The sequence below is a fragment of the Sphingosinicellaceae bacterium genome, assembly GCA_019285715.1.
Taxonomy (GTDB): domain Bacteria; phylum Pseudomonadota; class Alphaproteobacteria; order Sphingomonadales; family Sphingomonadaceae; genus Glacieibacterium.
Map to the genome: position 1 here is coordinate 1,628,980 of CP079108.1, position 19,793 is coordinate 1,648,772.

Sequence of the window (19,793 nt, forward strand, 5' to 3'; positions counted from 1 at the left end):
CATTTTGACCCCTGTGTGGACGGCTCTCCGTTGGCAAGCTTGAACAGTTGCTTCGCATTGCTGGTTGGTGCGATATCGTTCGCCGCTGGTCATCATCGCCCAGATTATGCGGGCGTTCCTGTTGGCGAGCGCGACCGCTGCGACCTTGGTCTTGCGACGGGCGAGTAGCTGAACGAGCCAGGGGCGCTTCGCCCCGTGTCGTTCGGCGTAGCACACCACCGCCATCGCGCCGACGATGAGCATCTGGCGCAGGTACTGATGCCCGGCTTTGGTGATGCCGCCGAGCCGCTCCTTGCCGCCGCTGGAGTTCTGCCGTGGCACCAGGCCGATCCACGCAGCGAGGTTGCGGCCCGAACGGAAGATCGCGGGATCGGGCACCGTGCCGACGATCACGCTGGCGAGCAGCGGACCGACACGGGGGATCTCCATCAGCCGGCGGCCAAGCTCGGTCTCCCGCGCGCTCGCCGGGATCCGGCGGTCGTTCTCGAGGATCTGCTCCTTCACGATGCGCAGCTGAGCGGCCAGCATCTCCAGGCAGATACGCGCGTCGGGCGGTACCCGATCGTCGGTCCGATCGGCGATGACGTCGAGCAGCCGATCGATGCCGTTCCTGCCGATCGGCGCCACCACCCCGAACTCCGCAAGGTGCGCCCGCATCGCGTTCGACAGCTGCGTCCGCTGACGGTTGAGGATCAGGCGAACACGATGCAGCATCATCGCGCTCTGCTGTTCAGGGGTCTTGATCCCGACGAAGCGCATCGTCGGCCGCGTTACCGCTTCGCAGATCGCCTCGGCATCGGCCGCGTCGTTTTTGCCGCGCTTGACGTACGGCTTCACATACTGGGGCGGCATCAGCTTCGCGAAGAATTTCAGCATTCTCGCGCGGCTCAGACGCTGGCGGACCACCGCCGTGCCCTCAGCATCGATGCCGTGCACCTGGAACACGTTCTTCGCCAAATCCAGACCGATCGTCGTGACGTTCCCGTTAGTGGCTGTTCCTTCTGACTCTCCGCAGATCATCCTGCCAGCGACCGTAGAGTTCGAGCAGCGCGGCGCGGTCCAGTGGACCCGTGCCGGAACGAGACAGATCCTACATGCCGTGGGCGGCGAACGACGACGCTGCGGGATCGAGGGCGATGGCAATGTCATCACCGGGGCGGAAACCGGCTTTCTCGATCGCCTCGACGATCAGATCGCACGCGGCCTCGTTACTGGCGAGATCAGGGGCGAAGCCGCCCTCGTCGCCGACGGCAGTCTTCAACCCGCGCGCGTGCAACAGTGTCTTCAGCGCAGCATAGTGATTTGCCCCCGTCTGAGTGGTCCATCGACTATGATAGTCTGGATCACGAATGAGGGTCCCCCGGATTCTCCTCCAGTTTGAAGGTGAGCATCCGGCCTTCATTTGGCGGCCCTAAGCGCCGCTGCAGCAGCATATTCGTTCGGCGTCAGCCAGCCAAGCGATGTGTGAGGCCGGCTCTCGTTGTAGAAGCTTCGCCATGCCTCGATCTTGGCCCGGGCATCGGCCAGCGACAGGAACCAGTGCGCGTTCAGGCATTCGTCGCGCAAGCGACCGTTGAACGATTCGACGAAGGCGTTGTCGGTCGGCTTACCCGGGCGGGAGAAGTCGAGCGTGACGCCGTTCTCGTAAGCCCAGCGGTCAAGCGCCTTCGAGATGAACTCGGGGCCATTGTCCACTCGAATGGTCCTCGGCGAACCGCGTGTGCCCGCGATCCGCGCCATGGCCTCGACGACCTGCTCGCCCTTGATACCCTGATCGACATCGATCGCCAGCGCCTCGCGGGTATAGGTGTCGACGACGGTCAACGCCCGCAGGCGCCGGCCGTCGAACAACGCGTCCGAGACGAAGTCCATCGACCACATCTCGTTCGGTGCAGCCGCTGCCGGCTGCCGGACCCGGTCGGCGGCGCTGACATTGCGCCTCGGCTTCTTGAGCCGAAGGCTCAGTCCATCCTGTCGATACAGGCGATAAACCCGCTTGTGGTTCACCAGCCAACTCTCCCGGCGCAGCATGATGTAAATCCTGAAATACCCGTACCGCATCCGCGTCCGCGCCAGGTCGTGGATGCGCAGACGCAGCGGCGCCTGGTCCGGCTTGACCGAGACATAGCGGACCAGCGAACGATCGACGTCGAGCGCCAGGCAGCTGCGCCGCTGGCTGACGCCGTGAGACGCCTGGACGGACGCGACGAGCTCGCGTTGTCGCCCAGGCGTCAGAGCTTGTGGGATGGTCCGCCCCCTTACGGAGCGACGCGGTCGGGAGCATTCTGACCGCCTTCATCAAGGAGGACCGTCATGACAGAAGCAGCGGTAATTGGCATCGATATCGGCAAGACCTCGTTCCACCTGGTTGCGGTTGATGTATCCGGCGCGATCCAGTGGAAGAAGAAGTTCAGCCGCACCCAGCTGATGCGGCACATGGGCACGGTGCCGCAATGTCTCGTCGGCATGGCGGCCTGCTGCGGTGCGCATCATCTCGCGCGCGAGTTGACGGCGCTTGGACACGATGTTCGCCTTATGGCGCCACAGTTCGTGAAGCCGTTCGTCAAGTCCAACAAGAATGATTATCTCGATGCCGAAGCAATCGCCGAGGCCGTGCAACGGCCGACGATGCGCTTCGTGCCGGTCAAATCGGTCGAGCAGCTCGATCTTCAAGCGCTGCATCGTGTACGCGAGCGGCTCGTCAGCCGGCGGACGGCCGTCATCAATCAGATCCGCGCGTTCCTCTTGGAGCGCGGGGTGGTGTTCCGTACCGGCCGGCAGCACATGGCGCGCGAGATGCCGATGCTGTTCACCGACGAGCGGTCCACGCTCTCGCCAGGGATGCGGCTGATCCTGCGGCAGCTATGGGGTGAGTGGCGCGGACTCGACACCGACATCGCGACGGTGACCAAGGAGATCGAGACGATCGCGGCTGCTGATGCCGGCTGCCGACGCCTGCTCGCCATCCCCGGTGTTGGGCCGTTGGTCGCCACCGCGCTGGTCGCCGCAGTCGCCGATGGCACCGGCTTCAAGCGCGGTCGCGATCTGGCCGCGTGGCTTGGCCTTGTTCCACGCCAACACTCCACCGGCGGCAAGCCGAAGCTGCTCGGCATGTCGAAGCGTGGCAACAGCTCCTTGCGCCGGCTGTTCATCCACGGTGCCAGATCAGCGAGCCTGCACATGAAGCGTGATCGCGGCCTCGGCCCCTGGCTCGATCAGCTCGAGACGCGAACCCACAAGAACGTCGCCGTCGTCGCGCTGGCGAACAAGATCGTACGCATCAGTTGGGCGGTGCTGGCCCGGCAGGAAGAGTATCGGCCACCTATGCCGATCGCCGCCTGAGCCGGGCACCCGCACGAAGAGGTCTGCAGCGAGAGGAGTGATGGCAAACAGTCGATGGTGACACGATCGAAGCCTGGCCAAAAATGCAGCCGTCAAAGGCTGGACCAGCTTGAAAGGCCGATCGTAACGCGTATCCCATCATGGCCAGGGATCGAGATGTCCCACCAACAGGCCGGATACATTTACGCAGACTGTGCCGCCAACCACATCTCACGCTTGCCAGACGGGGGCGGACCATACATTTTTTGACAGCACGTCCTGCAGGATATGCTTGTCGAGGCTGAGGTCCGCGACGAGTTGCTTGAGCTTGCGGTTCTCCTCCTCGAGCAGCTTCAATCGGCGCAACTCGCCGACGCCGAGCCCGGCGTACAGCTTCTTCCACCGGTAGAAAGTCTGCTCCGAAATCCCCATCCGACGGACCACCTCAGCCACCGATGTCCCCGTCTCGGCCTGCCGCAGCGCGTACGAAATCTGCTCCTCAGTGTACCTGCTCTTCTTCACAGCCTGCTCCTCCTCGCGGGTGGTCACAACGCCGGAAAACTCTCACTCAAACCGGAGGAAGAAAACGGGGGGACGTCAGTACGCGGTGGCATGAACGAACGCGGCTTCCGTCGCGCCTTCGCGGCGGCGCGAGCCGCGCAGCGGAAAGCGATCTGACACCGTGAACGGATGTCCGCTTTCGGGAAGCGCAAATTCGTCTGTGAGTGGCCGGCATTGGGTCTCTCGGAGTGGCGGGCAAGAGCGGCTATCTTGGGAAACCGTCCGCTGCGGCGCTGGCACTGAACAAGTCTGCAACTCGGGCCAGGCGGCGACCGTTTTCGCTCAAGCTAACGCCCTCGAACATTCTCTACGTTTCCAAGAACCGAGACCGGGCCGAAATCCTCGCCATAACGCGCCAGAATGCTTGCCAGGCGATCAATGCCCTGCGGAGTTGCGTGAACGACGTCCGGGCGTTTGCTGCCGCGCGCAGCGCGCATTATAGCGAGGTCGCCACGCTCAACAGTCTCGCGCAAGTCACGAGTGTAAGCGCGGCCACCCGGAACATCCAAGGCAAGGCCGCCGTCCCGGCTCGCAAGCCGCAGGTACGCTGTCATGACCTCCAGCGCGAATTTTGCATCCTTTACCATGGATGTTGGGTCGCACGAGACCGCGCGGATGTCACGGTCAGCACGGACGACCATCACATCGACGCCAGAAACCGCTTCTGCGGCGGCGACCGCGCGGGCGACGTTCTTGAGGATGACGGAAAGCGCCTTTGCTTGGTCAGATCATTGCATAAGGCACGATGTTGCTGATGTCTGGATCGGTTAGGAGGGTCTGGCCGGCCGGCGGAAAGCCGCCGTCAGCGATTCACCAGGTTGCGCCGCTCAACTGGCGCATGAAAGCGCCTGAAAACAATAGGCGTGTCTTAATTTTGCGTGTGTAATTCCTGTGTAATCAGGCCGGGGAAATCTGGGATGTTCTAGGCATGTTCCAGCCAACCAAATTCCTCGATCATTTTGAAATTGAACCTCAATTCGATTTTCAGGTACCAATGGGCATCCCACGATATAGGACTGCAAATCCGTGCACCCGGGTTCGATTCCCGGTCGGGCCTCCAGCGCGTAAGTGGTTCACTGACGCCACCGCAGGCAAATCAACTTCGGAACAATCAGCCTGCTTAGGGCAGGATCCCGCGTCCTGTGAGGCTTCGCCTGAGTCGGGTCGGTCGCGACATGCCGACGGGTATTCCAGCCTCGCCGACGCTCAGGCAGGAGACGCCGGTCCTAGCCTGTCTCGACCGCGCGGACGAAAGCGGCGCGCTCGCGGTCTGTCGGGATCAGCAGAGCGAGTTTCCGGCACAGGTCGGCCGTCGAGCCCGCGACCCGCTGCTCGCGCGCCACCAGCCGCGGCGCGATCGGGCCGAGCGAGCGGGTCAGCGCTGCGGTGATCGCGGCGATCCTTTCGGGCTGCCAGGCCGCGGGTGCGGCTACCGGAGCAACCTCGGCGGCTCGAGCCGCTGTCGGAGCGGGCTCCTGCACGTCGGCGAGGAAGGCGCTGCGCTCGGCGTCGGTCGGCAGCTTCGTCGCGAGGGCCTGGTACAGTTCGGCTTTGCTGCGAGCGCTCCCGGCCGCAGCCTTGACCAGCATGCCCGCAATCGGCCCCATGCGCGCGGTCAGGCGTCGCCGGGCGAGCTCAACCACCGCCGCGTCGAGTGGCGCGACCGGCTCGGCCACGGCGGCGGCGGGAGCGGTCGTGGCCACGGGTTCATTGTAGCGCGCGATCTCGGCCAGGCACTTGCGGAGCGCCCGATCGTAATCGGTCGTCGCGTCGATATACTGCATTCGCGTCATTCGCAGCGGCACCGTGCAGGGCGTGATCATCAACGGGATGACGGCTTTCTTGAGCTCGATGGCGACGCTGACCTCGTCGGCGACGTTGGGCGACGCGGCCGAGTGCGGCGACAGTACGACGATCATGCCGGCGGACTCGCGTACGGCATCCTCGACGGCACGGTCCCAGTGCTGGCTCGGGCGGATATCGTACTGGTCGACCCACAACGGCACGCCGGCGGCGAGCAGGTCGTCGGCGAGGCGCAGCGTCACGACCTCGTCGGCGCGCGAGTAGCTGAGGAAATAGCGCGTCACGTGGTCAAGCTTTACGCTCGGCGTCACTGGTCGTCGAGCAGGCGCAGCGCCTCCTGCAGGCTCCGGCGCATGCGGTTGAAGGATGCCGACAACCGCGCGATCTGGTCACTGCCACCGCGGACATAGTCGGGGACATCGGCAGCCCCGAGGCTGACTGCCTCCGCCATCTTGGTGATGCGGTCGATCGGCGTGATGATGATGCGGTCGAGCAGGACATTCAGGAGCAGGAACAGCAGCAGGAAGACGCCCAGGAACGGCACCACGAAAAGCTCCCGGATGCGCTCGGCGCGGGCCAACGGGACCGCCATCGGCACCGAGACAATCTGCGCGCCGATGATGTCGTGCGCCTTCCAGCCAAAGCCATTCTGGGTGCCGTAGAGCGCGATCATCGACTTCGGCGCGGCGGCGGGCACGCTGTGGCATTCGAGGCAGGCGGGCTTGGCGACCAGCGGCCGCGCGAGGTCGAGCACCGGCCCGGTCGGCGTGTCGCGCACGGCGCTGATCTCGGCCCGGTCGAGGTGGGCGCGGAAGTCGTTGATGATGTCCGCCTCCCAGTCGACGGCGCGGTCCTCCGGATTGGTCGGGTTGAGCGCCGCCTCGCGGTAGCGGTAGTCGGCGAAACGCGCGTGCAGGACGTCGAAGTTGCGCTTCGCCGCATAGGCCGCGACCGCCTGCGGGTGGAAGGTCGTTGCCATGCTGTCGACCAGCAGCGGGGTGATCTGCTCGGAGGTGTATTTGCGCGCGCCGGCAGCGCTTTCCATCATGATGCGCGAGCTCTGGAGGACCTCCTCCTTGGTGACTTCCTGCAGGAATGGTGCGGAGGCCAGCCAAAACATGGCGATGCCGAGCACGCCGACGAAGGCGAGCAGCAGATTGAATTTCGTCCGGATGCCCACGCCCACGTACCCCACGTATCGGAGGCCTATTCAGGGCTTTGCACGGCCGACGCAAGCGTTTGTTTTCGCAGCCGTTCCGGATCGAGTTCGGAGCCCTCACCGAGCCTCGCAGGCCTCGGCGGGCTCGCTTTGAGCTTAGCTGCTTCTTGCCGCCAGTCGAGTTGGCTCCAACCCCGATCTATCGCGAGTTGTTTTAATTGCCGGGACGGATTCACGGCGATCGGCTCGTCGCACCATTCGAATGTGGTGCGGTCTGAAAGATCATCGGAGAGAAACCGCAGGCGACATTCGCTGCGCTTTACTCCAGCGGCGTCCAGATATTCGATGATATGGGCGAGCTTGTCGCTCGAATGACAATTCGAACCATTGATCCGCGGTGTGAGGCGGTCACCGCGCCACGTGGACTCGGTCGCGACCACGTGATGAATGCCGAGCCGGGCGGCGATCGGCGCTGCATAAAAGCGGTGCGCGGCGGTCGCCATTATCAGGAGGCGACCTTGGGCACGCTCACGGTCGACAAAGGCCCGGGCTTGTGGGTAGACATTGCTCTCGAGCAAACGGTCGGCGAACCGTTCCGCGATATGATTGATGGTTTGGCGATCTATGTTCGCGCCGATCAGCAGTCGGTGCATGAGCTCTTTAAGCTGCTTCCGACGGAGCAGACGAAATTTGTACGCGATCATCGCAGCAAGGACGACCGGCACGAACATCAGGCGCCACGGGCAATGGACCCGAGCTGCGTAGAGCAGGAACGGCGAGTAGGTCCCGTTCCGGGTCAGCGTCCGATCCAGATCGAATATGGAGACACCGGTCAGCATTCGCCCATCTGAGGGAGTGGCGGCCACGTCCTGTGCGGCGAGAGGGTGTTGGCAATCGAACACGATCTGTGACGGCATCGACCACCGAAAACCGCATCTTTACCCTCGGCACCGGCCGATCAGCGCGGCCCGCCGGCCAGCTACGCCTTCACCACGGTCAGGCTGGCAGTCGCTGGCTGCGCCAGGCGTCGAAGGCACTCATCTGGTGGACGCAGGGCAGGGTGCAGAACGGCGCGCAGGACTTGGGCGTTGCGTTGGCGCGCTCGATATCGGCGGTGGTGTAGTCCAGGATCGAGATGCCGGGAGTGCCGCGCCGCTGTGAGCAATAATGGACCAGCCCATCCTCGCAGACATACAGGTAGCGGCCGCCAGCGCGGCATTTCCAGCTGTTGGGCAGGCCGGTGATCAGGTTGCGCTGGAACAAGTGGTAGTTCAGCCGCTGGGCGCGCGATCCGCCACCCTTCATGACCGCCTTGTACGCGGCGAGCTGCGCCGGGCTAAGCGGCCGGATGTGCCCGTCGCTATCGTGGACCAGCGCCGCCGAACTCGAAAAACCCATGTCGCGTGCTACCCGCGTGACTTCGACGGCGTCCGCGGCGCGTTCGTCGCCAAGCCCGAGCACGCTGTTGACGTTGACCGGAAACCGGGCGTGGGCGTGGAGCAGCTCGAGCTTGCCACGAAGTGATTTCAGGCTTTTCCGCGAGGTGGCATCCGGAATGACGTTGTCGATGCTGATCTGCAGGCCCTGCAGGCCCGCGACGCCAAGCGCTTCGATCCGACTGCGGGTCAACAGGAACCCGTTCGTGATGATCGTGCAGATCATGTTCCGCAGCCGCACACGCGCGACGAACTCGACAAGGTTGGGGTGGGTCAGCGGCTCGCCCCCGGTCAGCGTGACGGCTGCCGTGCCCAGGGCCGCGACCGCGTCGATGCGTTCCAGCATGGCCGCCCGCGGCACCGGCGCCGACACCTTGTCGAACTCGTTGCAATAGCTGCAGTCGAGGTTGCAGTAACGGGTGATGACGAGCTGTGCGAGCAGCGGCCGGTTCGGGAACAAGACAGCGGCGCTCGCAAAACGCGCCGCGGTCGCGAAAGCTGAAGCCAAAAATACCGTCCTTGCTCATCACGACCCCGACATCGGGTCGCCGGGTGCCCGGTTCTACGACGCCGCCTGTCGTCACTTTCCGCAGACGGACGCTGTCGCCCGTACATCATCACGAGAACTGGGCGACGGCGCCGAGCGCTGGCACCGACTGCCGCGTCCGACGAAACACCTGCGCATAGCGCGGTGCGGCGCGCTCGATGGTGAATTGCGAGACCTTGGCTTCGGCCGAGGCGGCACACGCAGCGGTAATCGTCGCGCCGTCCATGGCGCGGGAGAGTGCCGCGCGGTCGCCGACCGTGACGAGCGTGCCGAGCCGCCCGCCGTCGAGCAGCGAGCGCATGCTGACGCTGCAATCGGTGGCGACGATCGACAGGCCGGCGGCGAGCGCCTCGATGATGACCGCGGGCACCCCCTCGTAATTCGAGGAGAGTACGAACACGCTGCTTTCGGCGAGCCAGGAGCCGACCTGGTCGGAGTGTCCCGGCAGTTCGACGCGGTCGGCGAGACCCAGACGGTTGATCAAGTGCTCAAGCCTAAGTCTTTCGGGACCGTCACCGACGATCGTGAGCCTGTCGCCCCCCGACGCGATGGCCGCGAAGGCCTCGATTAGCAGAGCGAAGTTCTTCTGGGGCACGAGCCGCCCGATGCCGAGGAAGTGCCGGCCCGGACCGGTCGTCCCGCGACGTTGGCGCGCTTCTGCCAGACGAACGATGTCCTCGGTCGCCAGCGCCGGGTCGTCGATGATCGAGACCCGCGCGTCCGAGATCCCCATCGCATCGATGATTTCGTCCCGGGTCGGTTCGTACATGCCGATGAAATGGTCGATGAAGCGGCCCTGCAGTCTAAGCCAGACCCGGTAGAGCCAGCGCTGCGACGCCGGCTGGTCGAGCCGCGCCAGATCGTTGCTGACCTTGCAGAACACCGGGGGACAGCGCCCGAAGCTGAGGAGCTTGAGGCCCAGGGCGACGATCGCATAGGTGTTGCCCGCACAGAAGATGACATCGGGGCGGTAGGCGCGAACGCGCGCTGGCAGGCTCGCGATCATCCACAGGGTCTCGAAGCGGCGCGTCCAGCCGCGCTTGTCCAGGATCTCGACATCACACCGCGCCAGGCACGCTGGCGCAATTCCGGTGTCGCGACCTACGATGAAGCGCACCGGCATGCCCGACGACGACCAGGCCGCGGCCAGCCGCATCGCGACCTTCTCGACTCCCCCTGGCTCGTAACTGTGGATGAAGGTGAGGACGCGGGGTGGGTGTGGCATTGGCCTCCGGTGGTAGAGCGAGGACGTGGGAGCCGGCTCCCGGCGCGCGGGAGTGGCTGGCAGGGCTTTGCGCGGATGGCGGGAAGCGACGCCTTGCTGCGGCCATTTGCAGCAGCGGCGGTGTCGGCTGTGGGTCACTTTCGCATCGTTGCTGGCGAGGTCGGCCGCGATCTTCACCGCCTCGTCACGTCTCTGGGCCCTAGAAATGCCTCCGGAAATACAGCGTCCCCTGCATGTCCTGCCGGAGACCGGAGCCGATCACCGCCATGTCTGCCGACGAGACGGTCGCGCGCCGGGCCTCGAAGCCGAAGGTGTCCTGGTGCGGATCACTGGTCCCCCCGGGAAGGAACGCGACCGACAGCCGCAATCCCTGTTCGTGGATGGGCGCGCCGCCGGCGATGGCGACCATCCGGTCCGATGCGCCGCGGGTGGAGCCGCCGTCCTGCTGCCACCCCAGCCCGAGCCGCCATTGCTCGCCGCGCGCCCAGGTCAGGGCCAGCCGCTTGAGCGATGTCGTGGCGCGTGGATCGGTGGTTATGCCAGCCGACGGCAGATTGCGGTAGGTTCCGGCAGCCAGCCCCAGCGAGAGCCGGTTGTCGGCGTCGACCGCCCATTCCGAAGTCAGTCCCATTGCCCACGACTTGCGCGGCCGATTGGTATCGCTGGTGACCTGCCAGGCGCCGGAGCGCCCCTGCAGCCGCAGTGCCTCCGCACCCAACACCACGGCCCCGAGTTCGAAGCGGTAGCTGCGCCGCCGGGCGGAGCGCATGATGGTGTCACGCCCCGCGAACAGCCCGTCGAGCAGCGGTGTTTCACGCGCGGTAACCAGGCGATCGTCCGGACGCCAACGCAGCGCTGACGACGAATCGTTGAACATGATCGCCGGCATGTCCGCGATAAGTTTTGAATGTATTAGCGACCAAGAGGCTGAATCTACGGATGCGGCAGCCGCCGAAGTCGAGCATGACAAGAGTGCAAGCGCAGATCCGCAGCGCCTTCTCATCGCCTGTTCCTTGTATGTCGCACGACCATCGTGGGTGCGACCTGAAACACAGACGTCAGCCGCGCTGAATACCCGCACTTGTTTGTGCAAGTGCGGGTCTAAGCCTCATTCGGCGTCATTCGTGCAGATGTCAGCTGTGAAAGCCAAGATGAAAACCGGCAGCTGGCTTATCGCCGCAATACTGTCGGCGTTGTCGCTGTCGGGATTGATGCTGGCAGGGGCCGCGCAGGCCCAGGCCGGTCCGCGGATCACCCTGCTGACCTATAATGTGAAGGGCTTGCCGTGGCCGGTCGCATCGGACCGCTCAGCCGCGCTCGACGCTATCGCAGGCCGTCTCGCGGCGATGCGCCGCAAGGGCCAGCAGCCCAATTTGGTGGCGCTGCAGGAAGCGTTCATTCCCGAGGCCAAGGCGATCGGGCGGAAAGCCGGTTACCGCTACGTCGCGTTCGGTCCGGGCAGCGACGAGGTGTCGGTGTCGGCGGGTACCCCACAGGACCGCGCTTTCCGGGACGCAGCACGCTTCATGGACGGCGAAAGCTCCGGCAAGCGCGTCGACAGCGGCCTCGTGATATTCTCCGACTACCCGATCGTCGCGGTCCACCGGACGGCCTACGCGGTCTGTGCCGGGTACGACTGCCTCGCCAACAAGGGCGCACTGGCCGTCGCGGTCGTCGTGCCCGGACTTGCCGCGCCGCTGACGGTGATCAATTCGCATCTCAATTCCGGGGCAGCCTCGGGTGCCCCGCGCGAGCGCGCGACCTACGCCTATCGGCGACAGGTCGATGCGTTGAAGCTATTCATTGCAAGCACTTGCCCGCCCGGCTTGCCGATCCTGATCGCCGGCGACTTCAATGTCGGCAACCGGGCCGAGCGCCGTAACTATTTCACGGACCAGATCCTCGGCATCAGCGGGTTGCTGGTCGCGGAGCGGGCTTGCGGGCAGAAATTCGTGTGCAGTGGCGGCACCAGCGGGGGCATCGCGGAATCAATCCGGCACGGCAAGGATTGGCTGCTGTACCGGCCATCGCGGTCGCTGGCGTTATGGCCGGTAAACCTTAGCGCCTCGTTCGGGCGGGCTCCCGATGGCTCGATGCTCTCGGATCACATCGGCGTCGCCGTCACCTACGCGTTCGACCGGCTCACAGGCCCGGGACCCCGCGATCTCGAGATCGCCATTCGCTGATGCCTGGGCGTCGCCTGCGGTGGCGACCTCTGTCGATCCTGGCAAATTCGCGCTCGCCAGGGCCTGGGCATAGCGCTCCGCGAGCTCGCGGTGGATCGCTTCGGCGTTCGTCCCGGAAGTCGCGTCTGCCAGCCGCAATTCCTCGCGCTCGCGTCGACGAAAATAGTTCGCGTCGTTTTTCAGCATGTCGATGGCCCCCGCACTGCAGACGCCTTGCTGCCGGACGATGACGGTGCGGTGCCGAGAAACCCGTAACTCGATGTCCGGCAGTCCTTCGTCCGCTCGCGCAGTCCTGGCGTGGAACCGCATAATCGCGCCGCCGTTTGAGGGCTGTCTGCAAGGAGCCTTATAATGCGCCAGCTGAAACTTATCCTGATACTCGCGACCTTCGGTGCCGCGACAGCCGCCGCGGCGTCGCCGACCAGCGACTTCCTGAGCGATGCGATCAAGGGCGACAATTCGGAGATCAAGCTCGGTGCGCTGGCGATGGAGAAGGGTGGCTCGGCCGCCATCAAGGCGTATGGCAAGATGCTGAATACCGATCACACCGCGCACAAGGCGAAGCTCACCGCGATCGCCCGGCCGCTCAACGTGACGATCCCGGACGGCATGACCGCCGGTGCCGATGTCGAATATATCAAGCTCAAGGTTTTGTCGGGCGCATCGTTCGACAAGGAATTTGCGCGCCACATGGTCAAGGACCACGAAGACGACATCGCCACCTATGAGAAGGAAGTCGCCCGCGACGACCGCGCGACCGTCAAGCTGGCCAAGGCGACACTCCCGACCCTCCGGAAGCATCTGAAGACGGCTCAGCAGCTCTCCGGCTGATTGATGCCCGATCGAGCATCGGGCCTGCAGCCGCCACTGTAACGCTTACCCCTCAGGGGTTGGCCTTCAGGTGCGCGATCATCTCGTCGAAGAAACGTTCGAGGTGGTGGATGACGTTGAGCTTGAACTCGTAATTCACCTGCGGGCTTGACGATTCGATGATCGTCGACTCGTCGACCTTGGCGGAATAGGCTTCGGCCAGCTCGCGGATGTACTCCGGGGTCAGTTCGATCTGTTTCAACCGGTCGAGGATGCGGAGCTGGGTGATCATCATCTGGCCGACCATCATCTCGATGGCGGTGATGCGGGCCACCGTAACGACGGGGTCGAGGGCGACTTCCTCCTCGCCGTCGTCGTCGCCGTTGTCGCCGCCGGGCTGGTCTACCACGAGGCAAAGCCTGCAAACTGCCACGCCACGGCCAGCGCGATGGTCAGCCAGATCGCGACGATCAGCGTGGCGGCGACATGGCTGCGCGGGTTGCGCTCGGCGCGCGCGGCAGCGATCCGCGCGTCGGACATCACCACGGGCGGCACCATCCGGACGAACAGCCACAACCCGGCGGGCACGATCAGCAGGTCGTCGAGCAGCCCGAACACCGGCACGAAATCGGGGATCAGGTCGATCGGTGAGAGCGCGTAGCCCGCGATGCCGATGCCGAGCAGCCGCGCCCCCCACGGGGTCCGCCGGTCGCGCGCCGCCAGCCACACGGCGTGGACTTCGAGGATCAGGGCTTCGGCCCAATGTCGCAGGCGGGTGAGCATTTCGGGTCCAGCCTAGCGGGTGCGCGGGCCTACCGCTACAGCGGCGCGCATGACCCGGCAGCTTACCGCCCGCATCGAGACCTACCCCGTCCGCGGTGCCTTCGTCATCGCGCGCGGCGCCAAGACCCACGTCGACGTCGTGGTCGCAGAGATCGAGGACGGCCCGGCGCGAGGGCGCGGGGAGGGGACCGCGATCTATTACCGGGGCGAGAGCGCGGCGGGTGTGCTCGCGGCGGTCGAGGCGCAGGCTGACGCCATTGCTGCCGGAGCCTCGCGCGCCGACCTGCTGGCCCTGATGCCCGCGGGTGCGGCGCGCAATGCGCTCGACGCGGCGCTGTGGGACCTCGAGGCGAAGCAGGCTGGCGTGGCGGTGTGGCGGACGCTCGGGCTACCGACCCCGCAGCCGATGCTGACCGCCTTCACCATCAGCCTCGGCGAGCCGGGCGCGATGGAGGCGGATGCGCGTGCCGCGTCCAGCCGCGAATTGCTCAAGCTCAAGCTGTCGGGGGAGGGCGATATCGAGCGCGTTGCCGCCGTCCGCCGGGGAGCCCCCGATGCGCGCCTGATCGTCGATGCCAATGAGGCTTGGGGGCGGGCGGACATCGAGCGGCTGGCGCACCAGCTGGCGGCCCTGCGGGTCGAGCTGATCGAGCAGCCGGTGCCGGCGGGCGAGGACCACATCCTCGACCACGTCCGCTCGCCGATCCCATTGTGCGCCGACGAGAGCTGCCATGACCGCGCGACGGTCGGCAGCCTGATCGGTCGCTACCGGTTCATCAACATCAAGCTCGACAAGGCGGGTGGGCTGACCGAGGCGCTGGCGCTCGCAGCGGCGGCCAAGCAGCGCGGGCTTGGGCTGATGACCGGCTGCATGTTGTCGACCTCGCTCGGCGTCGCGCCGGCGTTCATGGTCGGCATGCAGAGCCAGTTCGCCGACCTCGATGGCCCGCTGCTGATCGAGGACCGGCCCGGCGGGATGCGGTTCGCGGGGTCCGACGTGTGGCCGCCGGAAGCGGAGTTGTGGGGGTAGCCTACGCCGCCCCCTCCACCAGCCGCTCGATCAGCCAGCGCGTCGCCGGGCCGGGCGGGGCCTCGGTGCGGTAGATGACCTGCATGCGGTAGCTCGCGCCGCGCCAGTCCGCGAGATCGAGCGCCACCAGCCGCCCCGCCGCGAGGTCGTCCGCCACCATGGCCTCGGGCATGTTGCCCCAGCCGAGGCCGTGGCGCAGCAGCGCGTGCTTGGCGCCGAGGTCCGACAGCCGCCAGTTGTTCGCCGCGACGACCCCGAAATCCTGCCCCTCCGTCACGGTCGAGCGGTCGCTCAGGACAAGCTGCACGTGCTCGCGCGCGGCACCCGGCGGCTGCGGTCCCTGTGCGAGCGGGTGGCCAGGGGCGGCGACCGGCAGCATCGTGATGCCGCCTGCGTCGATGCGCTCTAGGCCGCCTTCGGTCGCTGCGTTGATCGGGCCTGCGACCCCGAACGCCGCCTCGCCCGCCAGCACCAGCGTGGCGACCGCGCCGAGCGCCTCGACGTGCAGCCGCAGGTTAACCGTCGGATAGGCTTCGCGGAAGTCGTGGAGCGCGCCGACCAGTCGGGCCGTCGGGAACATCACGTCGACCGCCAGCGACACCTCCGCCTCGAGCCCGCCGAGCAGCCCGGCGACCCGTGCCCGCAGCGACGCGACCCCGTCGCCGACCCGCCGCGCCTCCGCCACCACCGCGCTGCCCGCCGCGGTCAGCTTCGGCGCGCGGGTCGTGCCGCGGTCGAACAGCGCCAGCCCAAGCTGCGCCTCCAGCCCGTCGATCGCATAGCTGATCGCCGAGGTCGCCCGCCCGAGCCGCCGCGCCGCGGCCGCCAGCCCGCCCGCCTCGACCACCGCGAGGAAGACAGTAAGCTGGTCGAGCGTCGGCGTTCCCGGTTGACGCATGCGGCCTCTTTTCTGATTATTCGAACATCGACCCAGATATTATCCTGATTTCAGGCGTAACAACCAGCGTCTATATCCGCCCTGTCCCCATTCAGGAGCACGTCATGACCAAGGTTCTCGTCCTCTATTATTCGAGCTACGGCCACATCGAGCAGATGGCCAACGCCGTCGCCGAGGGTGCACGCGCCGCCGGTGCCGAGGTCGACATCAAGCGCGTTCCCGAGACCGCGCCCGAGGATGTCGCCCGCGCCGCGCACTTCAAGCTCGACCAGGCCGCCCCCATCGCGACCATCGCCGAACTCGCCAACTACGACGCCATCGTGATCGGCGCGCCGACGCGCTTCGGCCGCATGCCGTCGCAGATGACGGCGTTCCTCGACCAGGCCGGCGGCCTGTGGATGACCGGCGCGCTCAACGGCAAGGTCGGCGCGGCGTTCACCTCGACTGCGTCGCAGCACGGCGGGCAGGAGACGACGTTGTTCTCGATCATCACCAACCTGCTGCACTTCGGCATGACCGTCGTCGGCCTGCCGTACAGCTTCCAGGGCCAGATGACGCTCGAGGAAATCAGCGGCGGCTCGCCCTACGGCGCCACCACGATCTCAGCCGGCGACGGCTCGCGCCAGCCGAGCGAGAACGAGCTGGCGGGTGCGCGCTTCCAGGGCGATCACGTTGCCAAGACCGCGGCAAAGCTGTTCGGCTAAGGTGTCTCTGGCCCCGAAACCAGTCCTCGGGGGTTGGTGTTCGGGGCCACCGCCCCCGGAGAAATTCATTGCTGCTGCCACACGGAACACTCGTCGCTGTCGCCGACGGCGAGACCCTCAACCTCTATCGCAACACTGGTACCGACGCCGAACCGAAGCTGTCCCCGGTCCAGCACGGCGAAGTCTCGGGCGACAACAAGGGTGCCGGCGCGCACCACGGCAGCAGTTCTGCCAACCCCGACGACAGCCGCCTCGAGGAGGACAGCTTCGCCGCCGCGACCGCCGCGATGCTCAACAAGCAGGCCCTGTCCGGCAAGTTCGACGGCCTTTTCGTCATCGCCGCGCCCAAGACGCTCGGCGAGCTGCGCAAGCACTGGCACAAGGCGCTCGAGGCCAAGCTGGTCGGTGAACTCGCGAAGGAGCTGACCGGGCATTCGATAAGCGACATCGAGGCGGCGATCGCGAAGGCCTGAGGCGGGGCGCGTCGGCACGCGTCGGCGCGAGGCGCTGCACGTCGCGCGTTTTTTGTCATCCCCGCGCAGGCGGGGACCCATGAACACCGGTTTCGGAATGACGACGCGGGTTCGTGTTCATGGGTCCCCGCCTGCGCGGGGATGACAACGACAGGTAGACCCCGAACCACCGCCCTTGACAAAACGAACCATATCGGCTAGGCAGGCCACATCGGATGGTCCTGCGCCACCCGATGCCGGGACAAGGGCGCGCTACCTAAGCCCCGGCGCGAACGATGCAGGGGCAATCACGGACTAGTCGCCGCCACTGGCACCCCGCGAGCCTTCGACCGGACGGCCATCCGATCGCTGGACCGCACACCGTCCTTCACGACCCGACCCGTCGATGGCGAACCCAGCCCCTGCATCGTCCGCGCTGCTGCCGTATCCGACCCGAGGCCCCCGCCCAGTTTGCGCCGGGAGGGGAGAGTAGCCCGGACGGCCCGAAATCATCGCCCCCATGGTGTTGGAACACCGGCGGGGGCTTTTGCACGTCCCGCTCAGTAAACCTCGAACAGCCCGGCCGCGCCCATGCCGCCGCCGACGCACATTGTCACGACGACGTACTTCACGCCGCGCCGCTTGCCCTCGATCAGCGCGTGCCCGGTCAGGCGTGCGCCGGACATGCCGTAGGGGTGGCCGATCGAGATGCCGCCGCCGTTGACGTTGAGGATGTCCTGGTCGATCCCGAGCTTGTCGGCGCAGTACAGCACCTGCACCGCGAACGCCTCGTTCAGCTCCCACAAGCCGATGTCGCTCATCTTGAGGCCGTTGCGCTCGAGCAGCTTGGGGATCGCATAGACCGGCCCGATGCCCATCTCGTCGGGCTCCAGCCCGGCCACTGCCATGCCGCGATAGGCACCGAGTGGGGTTAGGCCGCGCCGCGACGCCTCGCCCGCCTCCATCAGCACGCTGGCCGAGGCACCGTCCGAAAGCTGGCTGGCGTTGCCGGCCGTGATGACGCCGCCCTCACGGACGGGCTTCAGGCCCTTGAGACCCTCCAGCGTCGTCTCGGGGCGGTTGCCCTCGTCCTTGGACAGCGTGATCTCGTGGAAGGTGACTTCCTTGGTCTCCTTGTTGACCATGCCCATCTTGGTGGTGATCGGCACGATCTCGTCGTCGAACTTGCCGGCCTGCTGGGCGGCGTGGGTACGCATCTGCGAGCGGAAGCCGTACTCATCCTGGCGGTCGCGGCTGATGCCGTAGCGCTTGGCGACGTTCTCGGCGGTATCGATCATCGGGATGTAGGCGGTCGGGATCATCGCCAGCAGGCCCATGTCCGGCTCGACCCGGAACTTCTCGTTCTGGACCATCGAGATCGAATCCTGCCCGCCACCGATGGCGATCTGCATGCCGTCGACGATGATCTGCTTGGCGGCGGTGGCGATCGCCATCAGGCCGGACGAGCACTGGCGGTCCATCGACTGGCCGCTGACCGTCACCGGCAGGCCGGCGCGGAGCAGCGCGAGCCGTCCGATGTTGGGCGCCTGGCCGCCCTGCTGGAGCGCCGCGCCCCACACGACGTCGTCGACTTCGCCACCCTCCAGGCCAGCCTTGGCGACGGCGTGCTTGATCGCGTGGCCACCGAGCAGCGGCGGCGGCGAGGCGTTGAAGGCGCCCCGGAAGGCCTTGCCGATGGGGGTGCGGGCGGTGGAGACGATGACGGCTTCGCGCATGGCGGTATCCTTCGTGAAAAGCGGGCGGGCTGGCGACTAATCGGTGGTTGGGAAACGGGTGAACCCGGCCTCGTTCTGCAGGTCGAGCGCGCCGACGACGAGCGCGACGCTGTGGTAGAAACCGACGAGCTGGACGACTTCCAAGACCTGCGGCGTGTCGAAGTGCGCGGTCAGCGCGGCGAACTCGGCGTCGCTCAGCTTCTTGCGGTCGAGCAGCGCGTCGGTCGCGGCGATCAGCGCGGTCTCGGCCTCGCTCCAGTTGCCGTCATAAGCGTCGCCATCGAACAACGAGCGGACCTGCGGCTCGGTCAGCGCCGCCTTGCCGGCGAACATCGTGATGTGAGCGCCCCACTCGTACTCGTTGCCGGTCTTGGCCGCGGTGCGGTCGATGACGATCTCGCGGTGGCGGAAGTCGAGCGGGCCCTTGCCCGACATCGAGGCGCCCGAGAACTTCTCCCAGGCGCGCGGCGACTGCGCGACCGCGGTCATCAGCGCCAGCGGTTCGCGCTCGCCGAAGATCGCGCCCATCGCATTGGCGAACGGCTCGGGCCATTCGGCGCGGGACAGCAGGCCGATGCGGCTCACAGGTAAACCAGCGTCAGCCACTCGGCGATGAGCGCCGGCTTGGTCTCGCCCTCGATCTCGACGGTGACCGAGACGGTCGACTGCCAGCCGGTGTCGGGGCGCTGCTCGACGCCGAGCAAGGTGAACTTGCCGCGCACCCGCTTGCCCGACTTTACCGGGGCCATGAAGCGGACTTTGTTGAGGCCGTAGTTGACGCCCATCTTGACGCCCTCGATCGACGGCATCGCGCCGTAAGCGAAGACCGAGCACAGGCTGAGCGTCAGGTAACCGTGGGCGATGGTGGTGCCGAACGGGGTCTTGGCCGCAAGCTCCGGATTGACGTGGATGAACTGGTGGTCGCCGGTGACCTCGGCAAAGGCGTCGATGCGGGCCTGGTCGACGAGCATCCAGTCGGACACCCCGAGCTCGGTGCCGACCAAGGCACGATAGGCGTCGAGCGGCATGGCGGCGCGCATAGGCTTCCTTCCCCGGGTGTATTTCGCGACAGCCTTGGCGCAGGGTGCCGGAAGCGTCAACTAGCCTTGCCGCAGCCTCCCGGAGATAATCCCTGCCATTCG

Annotated in this window: 20 protein-coding genes and 3 pseudogenes; 7 read left to right on the forward strand and 16 right to left on the reverse strand. The window is 66.2% G+C overall.

Annotated elements, in window-relative coordinates:
- Window positions 1-69: 69 nt before the first annotated feature.
- The 3 genes and pseudogenes from KX816_07530 to KX816_07540 form a co-directional block, all read right to left on the reverse strand.
- Window positions 70-1,020 (reverse strand): annotated as a pseudogene (locus KX816_07530) (IS110 family transposase).
- Between the two features lie 70 nt (window positions 1,021-1,090).
- On the reverse strand, window positions 1,091-1,402 hold the full coding sequence (locus KX816_07535; protein QXQ07836.1) for a hypothetical protein: 312 nt from the start codon (window positions 1,400-1,402) through the stop codon (window positions 1,091-1,093).
- Window positions 1,399-2,241 (reverse strand): annotated as a pseudogene (locus KX816_07540) (IS3 family transposase). Before KX816_07540 ends, KX816_07535 begins: the two are co-directional and overlap by 4 nt.
- Before the next feature lie 72 nt (window positions 2,242-2,313).
- On the opposite strand from KX816_07540, the gene KX816_07545 reads away from it, so the two are divergent.
- Window positions 2,314-3,342 carry an IS110 family transposase gene (locus KX816_07545; protein QXQ07837.1) on the forward strand — a complete coding sequence of 343 codons (1,029 nt, stop codon included), beginning with the start codon at window positions 2,314-2,316 and terminating at the stop codon, window positions 3,340-3,342.
- A gap of 243 nt (window positions 3,343-3,585) precedes the next feature.
- Here KX816_07545 and KX816_07550 read toward each other — a convergent pair.
- Window positions 3,586-3,843: pseudogene (locus KX816_07550) on the reverse strand (transposase).
- A 227-nt stretch (window positions 3,844-4,070) separates the two neighbouring features.
- On the opposite strand from KX816_07550, the gene KX816_07555 reads away from it, so the two are divergent.
- A complete protein-coding gene (locus KX816_07555) occupies window positions 4,071-4,637 on the forward strand; it encodes a hypothetical protein (protein ID QXQ07838.1) in 567 nt (188 codons plus the stop codon).
- Window positions 4,638-5,108: 471 nt separating this feature from the next.
- Here KX816_07555 and KX816_07560 read toward each other — a convergent pair whose 3' ends face one another.
- The 6 genes from KX816_07560 to KX816_07585 all read right to left on the reverse strand — a co-directional run bounded on the left by KX816_07560 (window position 5,109) and on the right by KX816_07585 (window position 10,941).
- Complete coding sequence (locus KX816_07560; protein QXQ07839.1) at window positions 5,109-5,969, reverse strand: toll/interleukin-1 receptor domain-containing protein; 861 nt, start codon at window positions 5,967-5,969, stop codon at window positions 5,109-5,111.
- A 23-nt stretch (window positions 5,970-5,992) separates the two neighbouring features.
- Entirely contained in the window at window positions 5,993-6,871 is an 879-nt protein-coding gene (locus KX816_07565; protein QXQ07840.1) for a DUF3365 domain-containing protein, read from the reverse strand.
- Between the two features lie 20 nt (window positions 6,872-6,891).
- The gene (locus KX816_07570; GenBank protein QXQ07841.1) at window positions 6,892-7,761 is read right to left on the reverse strand and encodes an HAD-IB family hydrolase; all 870 of its coding nucleotides are present in this window, start codon (window positions 7,759-7,761) and stop codon (window positions 6,892-6,894) included.
- Between the two features lie 79 nt (window positions 7,762-7,840).
- A complete protein-coding gene (locus KX816_07575; protein QXQ07842.1) occupies window positions 7,841-8,788 on the reverse strand; it encodes a radical SAM protein in 948 nt (315 codons plus the stop codon).
- A gap of 109 nt (window positions 8,789-8,897) precedes the next feature.
- Entirely contained in the window at window positions 8,898-10,052 is a 1,155-nt protein-coding gene (locus tag KX816_07580) for a glycosyltransferase (GenBank protein ID QXQ07843.1), read from the reverse strand.
- A gap of 199 nt (window positions 10,053-10,251) precedes the next feature.
- On the reverse strand, window positions 10,252-10,941 hold the full coding sequence (locus KX816_07585; GenBank protein QXQ07844.1) for a hypothetical protein: 690 nt from the start codon (window positions 10,939-10,941) through the stop codon (window positions 10,252-10,254).
- A gap of 241 nt (window positions 10,942-11,182) precedes the next feature.
- Between KX816_07585 and KX816_07590 the strand changes: the two genes are divergently transcribed.
- Together KX816_07590 and KX816_07595 are read left to right on the forward strand one after the other, a co-directional pair.
- The gene (locus KX816_07590) at window positions 11,183-12,238 is read left to right on the forward strand and encodes an endonuclease/exonuclease/phosphatase family protein (GenBank protein QXQ07845.1); all 1,056 of its coding nucleotides are present in this window, start codon (window positions 11,183-11,185) and stop codon (window positions 12,236-12,238) included.
- 351 nt (window positions 12,239-12,589) lie between these two features.
- Window positions 12,590-13,069 carry a DUF4142 domain-containing protein gene (locus tag KX816_07595; protein ID QXQ07846.1) on the forward strand — a complete coding sequence of 160 codons (480 nt, stop codon included), beginning with the start codon at window positions 12,590-12,592 and terminating at the stop codon, window positions 13,067-13,069.
- Window positions 13,070-13,121: 52 nt separating this feature from the next.
- Here KX816_07595 and KX816_07600 read toward each other — a convergent pair whose 3' ends face one another.
- Entirely contained in the window at window positions 13,122-13,457 is a 336-nt protein-coding gene (locus tag KX816_07600) for a hypothetical protein (protein QXQ07847.1), read from the reverse strand.
- Window positions 13,451-13,831, reverse strand: coding sequence for a DUF1232 domain-containing protein (locus tag KX816_07605; protein ID QXQ07848.1), 381 nt, complete (start codon window positions 13,829-13,831; stop codon window positions 13,451-13,453). The genes KX816_07600 and KX816_07605 overlap by 7 nt, the downstream gene beginning before the upstream one ends.
- 49 nt (window positions 13,832-13,880) lie before the next feature.
- Between KX816_07605 and KX816_07610 the strand changes: the two genes are divergently transcribed.
- On the forward strand, window positions 13,881-14,861 hold the full coding sequence (locus KX816_07610; protein ID QXQ07849.1) for a dipeptide epimerase: 981 nt from the start codon (window positions 13,881-13,883) through the stop codon (window positions 14,859-14,861).
- Window position 14,862: 1 nt separating this feature from the next.
- Here KX816_07610 and KX816_07615 read toward each other — a convergent pair whose 3' ends face one another.
- Window positions 14,863-15,759, reverse strand: a complete 897-nt coding sequence (locus KX816_07615) for a LysR family transcriptional regulator (protein ID QXQ07850.1) — start codon at window positions 15,757-15,759, stop codon at window positions 14,863-14,865.
- Window positions 15,760-15,863: 104 nt separating this feature from the next.
- Between KX816_07615 and wrbA the strand changes: the two genes are divergently transcribed.
- Both wrbA and KX816_07625 read left to right on the forward strand, forming a co-directional pair.
- Window positions 15,864-16,463 carry an NAD(P)H:quinone oxidoreductase gene (wrbA, locus tag KX816_07620; protein ID QXQ07851.1) on the forward strand — a complete coding sequence of 200 codons (600 nt, stop codon included), beginning with the start codon at window positions 15,864-15,866 and terminating at the stop codon, window positions 16,461-16,463.
- Between the two features lie 68 nt (window positions 16,464-16,531).
- On the forward strand, window positions 16,532-16,936 hold the full coding sequence (locus KX816_07625) for a host attachment protein (protein QXQ07852.1): 405 nt from the start codon (window positions 16,532-16,534) through the stop codon (window positions 16,934-16,936).
- A 539-nt stretch (window positions 16,937-17,475) separates the two neighbouring features.
- On the opposite strand, the gene KX816_07630 is transcribed toward KX816_07625, so the two are convergent.
- Genes KX816_07630 through KX816_07640 form a run of 3 tightly spaced genes read right to left on the reverse strand, consistent with a single transcriptional unit; the run spans window position 17,476 to window position 19,691 of the window.
- Window positions 17,476-18,651 carry an acetyl-CoA C-acyltransferase gene (locus tag KX816_07630; protein ID QXQ07853.1) on the reverse strand — a complete coding sequence of 392 codons (1,176 nt, stop codon included), beginning with the start codon at window positions 18,649-18,651 and terminating at the stop codon, window positions 17,476-17,478.
- Between the two features lie 36 nt (window positions 18,652-18,687).
- The gene (locus KX816_07635; GenBank protein ID QXQ07854.1) at window positions 18,688-19,236 is read right to left on the reverse strand and encodes a carboxymuconolactone decarboxylase family protein; all 549 of its coding nucleotides are present in this window, start codon (window positions 19,234-19,236) and stop codon (window positions 18,688-18,690) included.
- Window positions 19,233-19,691 carry a MaoC family dehydratase gene (locus tag KX816_07640; GenBank protein ID QXQ07855.1) on the reverse strand — a complete coding sequence of 153 codons (459 nt, stop codon included), beginning with the start codon at window positions 19,689-19,691 and terminating at the stop codon, window positions 19,233-19,235. The genes KX816_07635 and KX816_07640 overlap by 4 nt, the downstream gene beginning before the upstream one ends.
- Window positions 19,692-19,793: the final 102 nt, after the last annotated feature.